The organism is Mastigocladopsis repens PCC 10914, assembly GCF_000315565.1.
In the GTDB taxonomy this organism is placed as follows: Bacteria; Cyanobacteriota; Cyanobacteriia; order Cyanobacteriales; family Nostocaceae; genus Mastigocladopsis; species Mastigocladopsis repens.
In genome coordinates, this window is sequence record NZ_JH992901.1 from 4,606,306 (window position 1) to 4,620,369 (window position 14,064).

13 protein-coding genes are annotated in these 14,064 nt (G+C 44.0%); 6 read left to right on the top strand and 7 right to left on the bottom strand.

Annotation, left to right across the window (positions count from 1 at the left end; genetic code table 11):
- Positions 1–162 precede the first annotated feature (162 nt).
- On the top strand, positions 163–1,224 hold the full coding sequence (locus MAS10914_RS0122545; RefSeq protein WP_033366414.1) for an aromatic ring-hydroxylating dioxygenase subunit alpha: 1,062 nt from the start codon (positions 163–165) through the stop codon (positions 1,222–1,224).
- Positions 1,225–1,484: 260 nt separating this feature from the next.
- On the opposite strand, the gene MAS10914_RS36295 is transcribed toward MAS10914_RS0122545, so the two are convergent.
- Positions 1,485–1,619: a hypothetical protein gene (locus MAS10914_RS36295; RefSeq protein WP_269635072.1), complete on the bottom strand. Its 135-nt coding sequence runs from the start codon at positions 1,617–1,619 to the stop codon at positions 1,485–1,487.
- Positions 1,620–1,788: 169 nt separating this feature from the next.
- Here MAS10914_RS36295 and MAS10914_RS0122550 point away from each other — a divergent pair, with 169 nt between their 5' ends.
- On the top strand, positions 1,789–3,135 hold the full coding sequence (locus MAS10914_RS0122550) for a methyl-accepting chemotaxis protein (protein ID WP_198014998.1): 1,347 nt from the start codon (positions 1,789–1,791) through the stop codon (positions 3,133–3,135).
- A gap of 27 nt (positions 3,136–3,162) precedes the next feature.
- Here MAS10914_RS0122550 and MAS10914_RS0122555 read toward each other — a convergent pair whose 3' ends face one another.
- The 3 genes from MAS10914_RS0122555 to MAS10914_RS0122565 form a co-directional block, all read right to left on the bottom strand.
- Positions 3,163–4,026 (bottom strand): type 1 glutamine amidotransferase, encoded by an 864-nt coding sequence (locus tag MAS10914_RS0122555; RefSeq protein WP_017318216.1) that lies wholly within the window; start codon positions 4,024–4,026, stop codon positions 3,163–3,165.
- A 126-nt stretch (positions 4,027–4,152) separates the two neighbouring features.
- Positions 4,153–4,644: a DinB family protein gene (locus tag MAS10914_RS0122560; protein ID WP_017318217.1), complete on the bottom strand. Its 492-nt coding sequence runs from the start codon at positions 4,642–4,644 to the stop codon at positions 4,153–4,155.
- An 85-nt stretch (positions 4,645–4,729) separates the two neighbouring features.
- Entirely contained in the window at positions 4,730–6,067 is a 1,338-nt protein-coding gene (locus tag MAS10914_RS0122565) for a Mur ligase family protein (RefSeq protein WP_017318218.1), read from the bottom strand.
- Positions 6,068–6,508: 441 nt separating this feature from the next.
- On the opposite strand from MAS10914_RS0122565, the gene MAS10914_RS0122570 reads away from it, so the two are divergent.
- The 3 genes from MAS10914_RS0122570 to MAS10914_RS0122580 all read left to right on the top strand — a co-directional run bounded on the left by MAS10914_RS0122570 (position 6,509) and on the right by MAS10914_RS0122580 (position 9,216).
- Positions 6,509–7,750: an RNA-guided endonuclease InsQ/TnpB family protein gene (locus MAS10914_RS0122570; RefSeq protein WP_017318219.1), complete on the top strand. Its 1,242-nt coding sequence runs from the start codon at positions 6,509–6,511 to the stop codon at positions 7,748–7,750.
- An 83-nt stretch (positions 7,751–7,833) separates the two neighbouring features.
- Entirely contained in the window at positions 7,834–8,418 is a 585-nt protein-coding gene (locus MAS10914_RS0122575) for a thylakoid membrane photosystem I accumulation factor (protein ID WP_017318220.1), read from the top strand.
- Between the two features lie 189 nt (positions 8,419–8,607).
- Positions 8,608–9,216 (top strand): hypothetical protein, encoded by a 609-nt coding sequence (locus MAS10914_RS0122580; protein ID WP_017318221.1) that lies wholly within the window; start codon positions 8,608–8,610, stop codon positions 9,214–9,216.
- Between the two features lie 108 nt (positions 9,217–9,324).
- Here MAS10914_RS0122580 and MAS10914_RS31720 read toward each other — a convergent pair whose 3' ends face one another.
- Entirely contained in the window at positions 9,325–10,086 is a 762-nt protein-coding gene (locus MAS10914_RS31720) for a sulfurtransferase (protein WP_332248821.1), read from the bottom strand.
- Between the two features lie 176 nt (positions 10,087–10,262).
- On the opposite strand from MAS10914_RS31720, the gene MAS10914_RS0122590 reads away from it, so the two are divergent.
- Positions 10,263–10,964 (top strand): LuxR C-terminal-related transcriptional regulator, encoded by a 702-nt coding sequence (locus MAS10914_RS0122590; protein WP_017318223.1) that lies wholly within the window; start codon positions 10,263–10,265, stop codon positions 10,962–10,964.
- A 181-nt stretch (positions 10,965–11,145) separates the two neighbouring features.
- Here MAS10914_RS0122590 and egtD read toward each other — a convergent pair whose 3' ends face one another.
- The gene (gene egtD / locus MAS10914_RS0122595) at positions 11,146–12,192 is read right to left on the bottom strand and encodes an L-histidine N(alpha)-methyltransferase (protein ID WP_017318224.1); all 1,047 of its coding nucleotides are present in this window, start codon (positions 12,190–12,192) and stop codon (positions 11,146–11,148) included.
- 246 nt (positions 12,193–12,438) lie between these two features.
- Positions 12,439–14,040, bottom strand: a complete 1,602-nt coding sequence (locus tag MAS10914_RS0122600; protein WP_017318225.1) for an MFS transporter — start codon at positions 14,038–14,040, stop codon at positions 12,439–12,441.
- Positions 14,041–14,064: the final 24 nt, after the last annotated feature.

Here is a 14,064-nt window from a genome sequence, read left to right on the forward strand (position 1 = left end):
CTCAACAGCATAATTGTTACACCTAGAGATACTTTATAGCTCGTGCGCGTGGTAATGTTTAGCTCCTTAAGTGGTAGGCTAACCCAATCAGTGAACAGTTATCAGTTATGAGTGAGAGGATTTGCGCTAGATTCTAATCCAGTAGTGAGGATGCGTGAATTTATGTCTCTTTCCCAAGCTGTCCAAAGTCGTGATATTCGTCAGTTGGGTATTAACCCGAATCACTGGTATGTTGTTGCACTTTCGCGTGAGGTGAAAACTCAGCCTGTGAGTGTGACGCTTTGGAAACAGGCAATCGCACTCTACCGCGACAGCAAGGGACAAGTCCACGCCCTAGAGGATAAATGTCCTCATCGGTTAGTTAAACTGAGTCACGGGCAAGTTATTGGTGACGAGTTGGAATGTGCTTATCACGGTTGGCGCTTCAATGATCAAGGTGAATGTGCAGCAGTTCCCTATTTAGCAGACAACCAGAAACTCCCCAGTTGCAAAATCCGCCGTTACCCAGTGAAGGAGCAAGATGGTTTTATTTGGTTGTTCCCCGGCGATGTAGAGACGTTGCATGCAATGTCTCTACAACCAATGGGTGTACCAGAGTGGGATCATCTCAATTACATTGCCACAGTTTCAATTATTAACTGTAACGCCCATTATTCATATTTAATTGAAAACCTGATGGATATGTATCACGGACATTTACATCAGGATTACCAAGCTTGGGCGGAAGCATTGCTGGAAGATATTAACGAAGATGCTCATCGTGTTGATGCTCATTATACAGCACAAAGTTATTATAAAATAGATAAAATTTGGTCAATTTCACAATTATTTTTTCCGGCTTTGCGCCGCCTTCATCCTGAACCTTTGGATGTCAGTTATGTGTATCCTCACTGGACTTCGACATTAGGTAAAGATTTTAAAATTTATTGTTTATTATGTCCCGTGAATGAGACACAAACAAAAGCTTATTTGATTCATTTCACATCATTAAATGCCTTTTGGCGATTACACAAATTACCTGTGTGGTTTCGGCGGTTTGTGAAAAATAGTTTGTTTGGTGCAGCGCAAAAGTTACTTGATGGTTTGGTGCGCCAAGATGTACAGATGATTGAGGAGGAACAGCAAGCATATTTGCAGAATCCCCAGAGGCGGAGTTATGAGTTGAATCGAGCCTTGGCAAGTGTGCAAAGGTTGATGACGAGTCAGGTTGAGAAAGGAGAATGATAGAACTTTACAGCCAGAGAGAACCATGTAAAGATAATGAGATAAAAATTAGAAACAGATCATTCAGTAATTAGTTGGGTAAATCTACTGCTACTTCGCCTCTGAGTTTAATGTTTGAGCGTTTCATATCAATTCAGGCACATAGCGCGTAAATAAATATCCAGCCGTGTGTCAGGGGGTTGCAACTACGACGTTCGCAGAGCGTCTCTAAGAGAGGGATATACAGCGCATTGCAAGTCAGTGAAGTACAATCGTGAGGTCTAAAAGCCAGACACAGAGCCAATTTTACTTCTGGCCGGAGGCGGAGCATCTGGTGGCTCCGCTTCTGACTTCTGACGGATGTATTCTGCTGTAAATTTGACGACTGGATATTTATTTTTATGGATATCCCTCATTCACGCAATCTTTAGAAGTTGTTTGTCAATAAAAGCAAAGGTTCTAAAAATCAAACTTTTCAGAGTGAGTAGTCATCATATTAGGTCTACACGACTCAATTAAAAGGGTTGATATTTCTGGTAACAATCATTTACAAACAGTCTCTGTAGGAGATTTGGAGAAATGAAAATGACAACTCAATTACGAGGTGTTGCACTTGGACTATTGCTGCTTGGTACTGGAAATGTAGTATCTGTTTATTTTAGTGTGGTTGCAAGCGACAGCACAGTAGTAAATCAGGCAGGTTTAGTTAGGGGTGGTACTCAGAGGCTTGTTAAGTTAGAAATGGCAGGGAAAGCAAATGATGATTTGATTCAAAAGTTAGATAAAAAAGTAAATGGACTTATTAATGGTGATCAAGAGTTGGGTTTGCCAAAAGCAACAGATCCAAACTTTCTATTAAAACTCAAGCAAGTTGAAAATGCTTGGAAAACTCTTAAACAGACTATTATTAAAGTCAGGCAGAAGTCTACTGAGCGAAATGTGCTGTTAAATCAAAGTGAGGATTTATTTAAGCTCACTGATGAAACAGTGCTGGCTGCAGAAAAATATTCTCAGGCAAAAGTGCAGTTCTTAAGAACGATACAGCTCGCTATCTTGGGAATAACTATAGCGATTCTTGCAATTCTCCTGATAATAGTACATCGAATTACATCCACTTTTGGAGAATCCATACGTGCCATTGCTACCTCTTCAACTCAAATTGCATCAACACTTTTTGAACAAGAGCAGACGATTTCTTTACAAGCAAGTGCGGTGAGCCAAACAACAACGACAATGAATAAGTTAGCGGCTTCTTCTGTACAATCAGCACAAGCCTCAGAAGCTTCAGAAGCTTCAGCTCGCCAAGCATTATTGCTGGCGGAAGATGGTGCGATCGCTATCGAGCAAACAATGGCAGAAATGGTCACTCTTAAAGACAAAGTGGGAGCGATCGCCTCACAAACTCTGCACTTGAGTGAACAAACTGAGCAAATTAGAACAATTGCTGTGCTAGTCAGCGAGTTAGCTGAACAGACGAATATGCTTGCTCTCAAAACGACTGTGGACGCATCACGAGCAGGGGATCAGGGTAAAGGGATTGGTATTGTTGCAGCAGAAGTTCGTACACTGGCGGATCGAAGTAAAAGATCAGCTCAAGAGATTAATATCCTAGTTGCCAAAATTCAGCTAGCAATGAATTCCACAGTTATAGTGACCCAAGAAGGGACTCAAACAGCAGAGTCAGGGATCAAACTGAGTCAGGGAACAGCCCAAACCTTTGTAGGAGTTAAAAATGCCATTAACAATGTCTTCTTGAATAGCCAACAGATTTCGCTAAATGCCAAACAGCAATTAGCCGCAGTGCAGCAAGTAGAGGCGAGAATGAATGCTATCAACCAGGGTGCTAAAGAGATTACTAATGGCATTGCACAGGTTAGGCTCACCACTCAACACCTCAACGAAGCTGCACAGAATCTCAAATTAATCGTATGATTAACAACAATGGTGCGTGAACTCTTGCTACAAAGGCGTTCTCAAATCGTCCTTTGCCAATGGTGAAAACTTCGTGACATTCCCTCGAAGGTTGGTTGAAATATTCACTTTCAACCGCTTAAACATCGCCTCTCTCGCTTCAAAGGCTAAGGTATCATCCAAAGATGCCAGAGTGATAGGCTGTTGATACTTCAGCCGGAGCGCTGTTTGAATTAGCCAGTCGGCGACAAAGGGATTTTTTGGTAACAGGGGACCGTGGGAATAAGTGGCTATGGCATTCTGATAGAATGCTCCTTCTGTCCCATCTTCACCATTATTACCCAAACCGTACACCACGCGCCCTAATGCTTCTACTTTTCCCAGCTTGGTGCGTCCACCGTGATTTTCAAAACCAATCAAATACGGTTTGCGACCCGTCATTTCTTCCAAGTCCCGCGCCAGACGAGTCGCCGTAACTTCTATGACCAAATTACCAATACAACGCCGGACATTTTCCCCAGGATGCACCGATACCAAATCTAATATGCCCAAGCCTTCAATGCGCTGTCCAAACCCTGGTTCATAATAGTGTCCCAACAACTGGGGTGAACCACAGGTAAACACTCCCGGAGTTCCATTTTCAATTTTCTCGCGTATTGCTTCTGCCTTTGCACCCTGCAAATCGCGCATAACAATTTCTTGCTGACGATCTTGTGCGCCACCACCAACAATCACATCTACTGCATGAATATCATCTGCTGTAGCGTTTTGGTCTAAAGGTAATACTTTAACATCGTATCCGCGCCACTGACAACGGCGTTCTATACAGATGACATTACCTCTGTCACCGTAAGTACTCATCAGCTTTGGGTACAACCAACCAATTGTTAATTCATACTGTTGATAATTCATAACTTAAATAATTCCTAATATCATGTTCCAAATATTACCCATGATAAAACTTGTTTGTAGTCAGGTCTTTAGTCTTGGTTTTTGTGAAAGAGGACTAAAGTCCTCACTACGAACAGTTTTTTCTAGTTATGGTCGGATAACCCGGTGCATATCTAGAGATGGTGGGGCGATTTCGGTTTGAGTCAGCATATCGTGAATCTGACCGCGATGATGTGTTTGGTGGTTAAAAAAGTGTGCTAGCAATAAGTTAGCCGGGTCGTTATAAAGCTTACCCGCATTGTTTACGTAGCTGATTGTTTTGGTCACGAAATCTTGCTTTAATCCAGACACGAAAGCTTCTATCTTCTCATCTTCTAAAACACGAGTTTTCCACAACTCGTCAAAATTATCATAGAGGATAGCATCAAGTCCGGTGGATGGCATTTGTTTACCTTCAAAGCGTCCCATCCAGATGCGATCGCCTAACATAATATGATTCAATGTCCCGTGAATACTTTTGAAAAAAGCTGGTCTAATGCGTTTGCGTTCTGCATCTGAAAGTTGGGAACAAACTTCATAGAGTTTTTGATTTGCCAAAGTGTTATAACGTGCAAGCATTTGAAAGTGCTGGATGAGCATAATCAATATCTTCACTTGTTAAAGGTAATTATGTAAGAGGTTCGTAGTGAGCGCTTAAGCGCTTACTACAAGCCAATTACCCAATTTAAAGAATCTTTCTACCTGTTAGAACTTCTCGCACTTCCAGCATGGCAGAATAGGTTGGTAAAATGTGCAAAGTTTCGTTATCTGGTGTATGTTCCAGCGCAGTTGCAATTGCTTGCCGTAAATCTTCTTCGACAATTAAATTAAAATGACTATCAGGAGTCTTTTCGCTGTAGCGTAGACGTAGCGCCATATCATAAACGCGATCGCCACTCACAACTAAAGTCCCTCCTCGTTCTACTAATTTCTCTGTATCTACATCCCAAATCCAAGAGACATCAGTTCCATCGGGTGTCCGGTCATTTAAGACGAGCAGTGTTGTTTTATCATGACTTTGAGTCACGACGCGAATTGTTTCATTCGTCCCTACAGGATTTTTTGATAACAAAATTCGCACCCGTTTTCCGTTAATTTCTAACTCTTCAGCACGACCAAATGCAGCTTGAAAGTTGTTAATCGTATCTAGGATAGTTGCTTCATCAACGCCTAATTCTATAGCAGCAGTCGCGGCTGCCAAAGTATTATATTTGTTGTATAAACCTACAAGAATTTGGGGAAATTCGCTGCTATTAAGCGCAGGTTGACTTCTCCTAAAGCCGCATTTAGGACATTGGAAATCTCCTAAATGAGATAAATAAACACCTTCGTAATCTAAAGAGTGTCCGCATTTGGGACAGAATATAGAATCGACGGCGTGAGGAATTTCATCTAAATAATTTTCTGGTTCATTCAAACCAAAGAATAATACCCTTTGGGGTAACTGCTGACCAAGATAAGATAAAGTTGGGTCATCAGCGTTAGGAATGACAACTGTTTCTGGTGGAAGCGTAGAAATAACTTTTGTCCAACGCTTGCTAATTGTGTCAACTTCTCCATACCTATCCAATTGGTCGCGGAACAGGTTTAAACAGAGAATGATCCGGGGCTGAATCGGTGTCAAAATCTTCGGTACGATATTTTCATCGACTTCTAAAATGGCGTAATCAACATCCAGCGTACCCACCACGTTTGTACTTTCCAACAGCGCAGTCATCAAGCCGTTTTCGAGATTTGCGCCTGTCGAGTTGTGAGCAACGCGGTATCCTTTACGTTCTAGAATTGTGCGTAGAAGCAGCGATGTGGTCGTTTTGCCATTGGTACCGGCAATCAAAATCACCCCATTCTTGACTTGCTGAGTTAATAACTGCAACAGTCGGGGTTCAATGCGACGCGCTAGAGAACCTGGTAAAACACTAGCTGCACCCAAGCGGAGCGATCGCACTCCTAAAGTGACGCTTTTTGCGACTGACACAGCAAAAGCCAGTCGTATCCTGTCTATCAGTTGAATTTTGTTTCCCACATCAGTACCCTAGTCTTTTGAGTGTTGCTAGTGGTCTGTCAAGTTTAAATTGATGGGTAAGTAAGTTCGTAGTAAGGACTTTAGTCCTTATTTTCTAAGCACTCTTCGTGCTTACTGCAAACCCTCAAAACTATCTTGACAAAGTACTAGTTTGTCGTCGTCCTGATTTTCAATTAATCATGTATTTTCGCGAATCCTTGCCAAAATAGCCAGTCGAGGAGGTAACAGGTGATAGGGTATAGAGTTTTATTTTACAGCGATGAAAGCAGAAAGCCCAATGCCTACGGCACGCTTCCGCGAACGGCTTCAGCCGTGGGATGAATGCGTTGCACCTTTAGGTGCAGTCAGATCTTAATTGTGACAGTTGCACAAGTGTCTATTCAAGTCTTAGCTTCACCGTGTGGCTCAGTTAAGATTCCCTTCGAAGGGAGGTGATGATCAATGTTTTCTTTGACTTATGAGTTTCGACTACTGCCAACCAAGCAACAGATAGAGATTTTTCAAGATTGGTTAGAAATTAATCGCAAAGTCTATAATTATGCTCTTGCTGAACGCAAAGACTGGTACAAGTCGCGCTCATGTCAAATTAATGCTTGTTCATTGCACTCTGAGTACATCATTCCAGTCAACGCACCTCGTCCGACATATGCAAGTCAATCCAAATCGTTGACTGCCGCAAAGGAGCTATACCCAGATTTAAAACGGGTTCAGTCTCAAGTATTGCAACAAACATTAAAGCGGCTTGAGAATGCTTTTACATCAATGTGGGAGCGTGATTTTGGGTTTCCACGCTTTAAGAAAGTAGGTCAGCTACGCTCTTTTGTTTTTCCCCAGTTAGGGAAAGAACCGTTAAAGCCTGGATTAATAAAACTTCCTGTAATTGGATGGGTTAAGTTTAGGCAATCACGAGATATTCCAACAGATGCAGCAGTTAAGCAGGCTCGAATTGTTAAACGCTCATCTGGTTGGTATGTGATGCTGACTCTGCAATGGGATGTATCTGTTCCTCAGCCTTTGCCTCATGGTGATGCTTTGGGCGTGGACGTGGGGTTAATGAGTTTTATTGCTGCTTCTAATGGTTTTTGTGTTAAGCGTCCTAAATTTTTTGTAGACCTCCAACGCAAGCTTAAATTGCTGCAACAACGAGTTAGTCGCAAGAAATTAGGATCAAATAATCGGCGCAAAACTCAAGCAAAAGTGGCAAGACTACATGAACGTATTGCTAATACTAGAAAAGACTTTCACTGGAAGATAGCGCACCAACTTTGTGACCAAGCCAAAACAATATTTGTTGAGGATTTAAATTTAGTTGGTTTGTCCAGAGGGATGCTAGGAAAGCATTGTTTAGATGCTGGATGGGGCCAATTTTTCCAGGTTCTTGAACAGTGCTGCTTTAAGCGTGGTGTCTACTTCCAGAAAGTTGATAGTAGAAAGACAAGTCAGATATGCCCAAACTGTGGTACTGAAACGGGTAAAAAAGATTTGTCAGAACGTGTTCATGTTTGTGAAAATTGCGGCTACACAACAGATAGAGATGTCGCAGCCGCTCAAGTCGTCCTCAATAGAGGGTGTGCAGCCGTCGGGCAGACGGTCAAGATGCTTGATGAGGGTAAGTTCACTAGAACCCCTGTGAGTCAAGAATCCCACGGCTTTAAGTCAAAACGAGCTAACGCCGTGTTTTGATAGCTGTGGGAGTGTCAATTCCACCCCAGTTTGCTACATTCAGCACAAACTTGTAAAAAATAGACGTGAGAAGGTTCTTATTGATGAATGGCATAAAGTGGCGCTTTTTACAGAATCTCATTCCAAACTGGCGGCGGTTATTCTCCATATCTCTGCTGCTGACCTGCTTGTTAGTTGTAGATGTGCAATCAGCATTTGCTGATATCAATAACGACAGATACGATGGCAATGTTTTCGTGGTTTATGCGGGGAATGGTTCACTAGTTCCTCCCAAAGCAACGCTAGCAAAGGCTTTATCAGAGCATAAACCGGCAATATTAGCTTTCTATGTAGATGACAGCAGCGATTGTAAGAAATATGCTATTGTCGTTTCAACGGTACAAGAATTTTACGGTCGAGCAGCAGAAATTATCCCCGTGAATGTCGATACCATCCCTATCAAAGAAAGCTATAACTCCACAGAACCGGGTTATTACTATTCTGGGGTTGTTCCTCAAGTAGTGGTGTTCAATCAGTCGGGTCAAGTCGTTTTGAATAAAAAGGGTCAAGTCCCCTATGAGGAAATAGACGACAGGTTTCGAGAAGTGTTTGATTTATTACCTCGTTCCGAATCCGTGCGATTGAAGCGGCGATCATTCAATGAGTTGAACAGCGAGTTAACTCAGTAACTTGTGGGGCAGACAAAATTTGTCTGCCCTATTTTTTGGTGTGATTAGATACCACAAACCTAATGACTCTAAAGGATAATTTATAAGAACAATCTTTAAAAATTATTGAGAACTAAGGAGCTAGGAAGTCAGGAATAAGTAACTAAATAAATAATAATTATTGACCAATGACTAATAGAGTGTGTTCTGATGTCAAAGGTTTACACTACCGAACAGCTAATCCAAATTCTGCGGTCTGAACGCCAAGCTTGCCTCAAGGGAAACCGCTTGAAGTTAGCAGTCACTGTCTCTGGCAATCCTGTCATAGACCAGTTTATCAGAACCGATGGGCTACAAAAGTTCACGGCTTATCAAGATTTTAAAGCCACCATTCACGAATATCAAAGGGAACATCAAGTTTCAGGTATTGTCTGGCGTGAAGTCACTGTCAAAGGTAAAACTTTGCGCTATCCAGAACTAGATGCTCAATTAATTGCTTTACCCAGTGACATAGAAACATTAAAAGCGGCAAAAAATTCCATATTGGAGTTTTGGAATGAAATCACTGTAGGGATGGACTTGTACTTAAGTTTTAATCATGGCAAACAGCATCAGCAGATTATAAAAGCTGATGTAGATAGAATAGCTCAACGAACAGAATGGACAAGTTTATGGAAGTGGGAAAAGACTAACTTTTTGGAAATCATTTTACAATTAGGATGGGGAAAACCGGAGGAAGCCTGTTATAAAAGAGGGTTTCCATCCTCAGGAATTGAGTATATTCATGCAGTCAATCCAGGTCATCGTCCGATTGGTTGAGTAATATAAAATCTGTTTCATGACTCAGGGAACTTACGATAAGTCATTAAGCGGATTTTATAGAACTCATCAATTGAGCTTTCAGGTGTGTAAAAATATTAAGGAGTGTCAAACCTCGACAGGCGTGTCAGGTAGTCTCCCCCACTCATTCCAAGAACCGTCGTAATTGCGTACATTCTCATAGCCTAGCAAATACTTCAAGACAAACCAAGTATGGGCGGAGCGTGCCCCAATTGCACAGTACGTGATCACTTCCTTGTCAGAGGTGATGCCTTTGCTACTGTATAAGGTGTACAATTCTTCGGCTGATTTAAAGGTCTCATCTTCGTTCAGGGCTGATTCATAAAAAATGTGGGCTGCACCTGGAATGTGACCCGGGCGTTCTGTTCCTTCTGGTGGCTTCATGGTGAACAATTCGCCACAATACTCTTGGGGTGTGCGTACATCTACCAAAACGCGGTCTAACTTGCCGATGCTCGCTTGCACCTGCTCCCGTAGCGCACGTATGCTTGAATCGAGATTCTGTGCGGTATATGTGGTTGGCGTAATGGTGGGAGTTTCGGTCACGAGAGGGCGTGCTTCGACGAGCCATTTTTTGCGACCACCATTCATGACTCGTACATCGTCATGCCCGAATACTTTGAGGAACCAAAAGACCCAAGGGGCACTAGCACTATGATCGCTATAGACAATGACGGTTGTGTCATTGGCAATGCCAGACCGCGCAAGCAGTCCTGACAGCGCCACTTTATCAAAATTGACACGGTAATCGGGTTGCAGGATGGCGGTGAATCCGTTCCAGAAGACAGCGCCTGGAATGTGACCGGAGTCATAAGCTGTGGTATCCAGGTCCATTTCGACAAGACGCACTTTGGTCACTCAAATGTTCACTAACCCATTGGGTATCTACAAGAACTTCAGGATGAGCGTAGTTTAACAGTGACATGGAACGGTACTCCTTGCTCTGTAACTGTGATGAGGCTAGAGTAAAATTGATTCCGTGACTACGCCTAGTCCTCGAACGAGTACATCTTGCAGTAACGATGATGGTAAATTCTTTGCAGTCTTTATTTGGGGCGATCGCTCATGCTCGTGATGAGCAGGAACTACGACTGCACGTCATGGTTAAAGTTGGTGAGTATTTTGCAGCCCAACGTTGGGGGCTTTTTTTCTTTGATCAGCTGCTCCCCCCCACTGGAACAACGATTCAAGGCATTCTTAAATTAGTTTTATCTACAGAACATAATCCAGTCTTGCGCTACTTGGTTGAGCACCATGCCCCCATTCACGAAGAATTGTTGTTACCTCCTGGGATGTGGAATACTATATGTCCGCGCTTTGATCATGGGCATGTGATGGCTGGACCGATTGTAGGTAATGGTTGCCTTATCGGTGGAGTTGGCTTGACCCGCGCTTGGTTGTCACCTGCCTTTAATGCTCAGGAACTTGCTGACCTAAGTGCCCTCTGCCTTCATCTATCAACCAGGTTAACAACAATACGGTCTCAACCAACACAATTGAATTCTGTTGAGATGAATCGTTTAACACCGCGTGAAATTCAAATTGCCGAACTGGTAGCACAAGGGCTAACGAATGCCCAAATCGGTACAGCCCTTTGGATTACAGAAAATTCTGTTAAGCAAGCCTTAAAACGGATATTTCGGAAGATTGAAGTTTCATCTCGTGCCGAGCTCGTAGGGCGGCTTTTCTCAAACACAAGGCATTCCACAGCAAGTTCTAACAACTGAATTGTCCCAGCATCAGCATCGATTTCCACCTCTAAACCAATAGATAGTTTCAACAGATTGTCAAGGCAGGTCTAATGTTTATCAAAAAAAACACAGATAAACACCGATGATTTATCTGTGTCCATCTGTGGTTCCAAATATCTTTAAACCGGAATGAGTGCAAGAAGTCTACTAACTACCATTAAACTGCTGTCGATGCTTGCAGTTGACACAGTAATAAACCAAACCATTGATTTGGATCAGTCCACACCTTTTGTGGGACTAAACTCTTTGCTTTTAGCGCCTGTTGAATAGAGTTGAGGTCAAATTTGCGGGAAATTTCAGTGAGGATAGTCTCACCTGCTTCAAAATGAACAGTCAGGTTCAGGGTGCGTAATTGAATAGTTTGCGATCGCAAACTCCTAAGATGCATCTCGATTTGATTTTTAGTTTCATTATAAAATGCCCAATGTTCAAATTGTGTTGTGTCAAAATTGCCCTCAAACTGCCGATTTAAATGCTCTAACATATTGAGGTTAAACGCCGCCGTCACTCCCTGGCTGTCGTTATAAGCAGCCTCCAACAGATGTTTTGGCTTTTGCAAGTCTACCCCCAATAAGACATACTCTCCTATCTCAAGGGCATCTGTGATTTGAGAGAAGAACACATCACACTCTTGCGAATTCATATTACCCAAACTACTTCCGATAAAACAAATCATTCGGTTGGGTAATTTCGCCGGTTTGAGTTCCGCCAGCGCCAATTCATAGGTTCCTGCCAACGCATGAACTTGCAGTGAGGGATAATCTGCCAGTAGTTGCCGAGCGCTGCTTTCCAACATACCTGCACTCACGTCAATTGGCAGGTAACGTAGGGGGTAGCTTAACTCATTGTAAGCATCTAGTAAAATACGGGTTTTGGTAGAGCTGCCGCTGCCAAGTTCCACCAGTTCGCAATGATCTGTTATCAGGGCAATTTCACCAGCGCACTGTTGCAAAATTGCCGTTTCCGTCCGCGTTACGTAATATTCTGATAACTCACAAATTTGCTCAAATAGTTCAGAACCATGGTCATCATAGAAGTAACGAGGGGGTAAGGATTTGGGTGTTTGAGTTAATCCCTTAACGACATCACTCCCAGCACTAGGAGAAACAATCAAGGTTGGTTCTTGCAAACGCTGTATTTGCAAGCGTTTCTCAATAGTGTTTTGGGAAGTAAGTTTGCTGCTGGCAGCCTTAGATATTGACATTAAACCTCCGTTTACTTGGCTCTAGAAGTTGGGAGCGCCTATTGCATCACCCAAAGTCATAGTGCATAACATCACGCTTGAGCTTGATGGCTTAAGTTGATGCTTATTTTTCGGATTTTCCCATTAAATGGGCTACTTAAGGCGAAACCAGCATTGACTATCGCTACTTTACAGAAAAAAAGCTGTTGTGCAAAAAATGCACAACAGCAGACAGCATTCAGTAGGGACTAGGCAAGAATGAAATTTTCAACAGTTGATGGACTCTTGATCATGGGGAGTTTTTCCAGCGGAATCCTGGCTCTCAACTAGAAGCGCCGCCATGAGTGCGCTCACCCATGCCAATCCAGCGCAGATGATCATCACGACCCGGAAAGTATCGACGAAGGCGAGCTTGATAGCCTTTTCGACCGCTGCGACATTTTGAGGCGCAACTCCCGTTAGGAGCGATGTCTGACCGAGTTGGTTTGCCTGGGACTGGAGAAAGATCCGTCCCGTTTGTGTGAGATGGATGTTGGCGGTATGGTCTTGCAATGCCCCCGCAAAAGTACATAGTGCCACTGAGCCGACGATGGCGATCGCTAGTACTCCCGCCGTACGCGAAACTGCGTTATTGATTCCCGATGCTGTCCCGGCGTAGTGTGTTCCCACCGAACCCATCACGGCGGTTGTCAGCGGTGCTACGGTGATTGCCATGCCTAACCCAAATACCATGATGCCCGGAAAGAAGGTTGTCCAGTATTCGCTAGAGCCATGAGTAAGACCAACGAATGACATCAGCAGGAACCCCAATCCAGCCAGTGAGGGACCGACAATCAGTGGTAGGCGTGGACCGTAGCGGTCTGCCAATTGACCAGCCCAAGGTGATAGCCCACTCAGCAGCAGCGCGAAGGGCATATCTGCCAACCCAGCGACCGACTGACTATAGCCCTGCGCCTGCACTAAGTTTAGCGATAAGAAGAAGGTGCCTACGCTCAATGCTCCGTAGAGGAACAAGGTTAGCAGGTTAGTGCCGCTGAAGGTGGGCGACTTGAATAAGTGCAGGGGCATCATCGGGTGGGCGCTGCGTGCTTGGACGACCATATAAGCCCCCAGCGCGACGATTCCACCAAGCAACGACCCATAAATACGCAAGTCACTTAATCCAAGCTCATGTATGGAGATGAAACCGTATGTCAGTCCCGCCAGTCCGAGGGTGATTAGAATCGCGCCTGGGTAGTCGATTTTTCCAGAAATTTCTTCGTTGCGGCTTTCTGGAACTTTGAAGTAGAGTACTAGCAGCGTCGTTAGCCCTAGTGGCAGGTTGATCAGGAAGACTCCGCGCCACAATCCGGCATCCGCCAGTAAGCCGCCCAGCACAGGTCCTGCGACCGTCACAATTGTCGTTGCCGCCGACCAGGTTCCGATGGCTCCACCGCGACGTTCTGGCTCAAAATAGGCGGTGATGATTGCAAGGCTGCCAGGGATCATCATTGCGCCGCCGATACCCTGCATAACCCGCGCCCCGATCAGGAATTCCGTGGTTGGAGCGAAACCGCAGGCAAGCGAAGCCAGCATAAACAGGCTGATGCCAATCATAAACACTTTTTTGCGACCCAGCTTATCGCCCACCGATCCGCCGACTAAGATCAGCGCGGCTAGCATGAGCAGGTAAGCATTGACAATCCACAGCAGTTGCACGCCACTCGCTTGAAGATCGTTCTGCAATGCTGGGAGGGCGACGTTCAGCGCCGAGGCATCGATAAAAGCCATGCTTGATGCCAGAATCGTTGAGAACAGCACCCAGCGCCCCTCGTCAGGCAGCATACTGTTGAATACATTTTCCTGCTGAACCAGGTTTGCTTCCACCATTTATCGATTTCCTTTTGTAGCGAG

Coding starts and splice junctions, on each gene's coding strand:
- MAS10914_RS0122545 (WP_033366414.1), top strand. CDS start 163: ATGTCTCTTTCCCAAGCTGTCCAAAGTCGTGATATTCGTCAGTTGGGT.
- MAS10914_RS36295 (WP_269635072.1), bottom strand. CDS start 1,619: ATGAGGGATATCCATAAAAATAAATATCCAGTCGTCAAATTTACAGCA.
- MAS10914_RS0122550 (WP_198014998.1), top strand. CDS start 1,789: ATGACAACTCAATTACGAGGTGTTGCACTTGGACTATTGCTGCTTGGT.
- MAS10914_RS0122555 (WP_017318216.1), bottom strand. CDS start 4,026: ATGAATTATCAACAGTATGAATTAACAATTGGTTGGTTGTACCCAAAG.
- MAS10914_RS0122560 (WP_017318217.1), bottom strand. CDS start 4,644: ATGCTCATCCAGCACTTTCAAATGCTTGCACGTTATAACACTTTGGCA.
- MAS10914_RS0122570 (WP_017318219.1), top strand. CDS start 6,509: ATGTTTTCTTTGACTTATGAGTTTCGACTACTGCCAACCAAGCAACAG.
- MAS10914_RS0122575 (WP_017318220.1), top strand. CDS start 7,834: ATGAATGGCATAAAGTGGCGCTTTTTACAGAATCTCATTCCAAACTGG.
- MAS10914_RS0122580 (WP_017318221.1), top strand. CDS start 8,608: ATGTCAAAGGTTTACACTACCGAACAGCTAATCCAAATTCTGCGGTCT.
- MAS10914_RS0122590 (WP_017318223.1), top strand. CDS start 10,263: ATGGTAAATTCTTTGCAGTCTTTATTTGGGGCGATCGCTCATGCTCGT.
- egtD (WP_017318224.1), bottom strand. CDS start 12,192: ATGTCAATATCTAAGGCTGCCAGCAGCAAACTTACTTCCCAAAACACT.
- MAS10914_RS0122600 (WP_017318225.1), bottom strand. CDS start 14,040: ATGGTGGAAGCAAACCTGGTTCAGCAGGAAAATGTATTCAACAGTATG.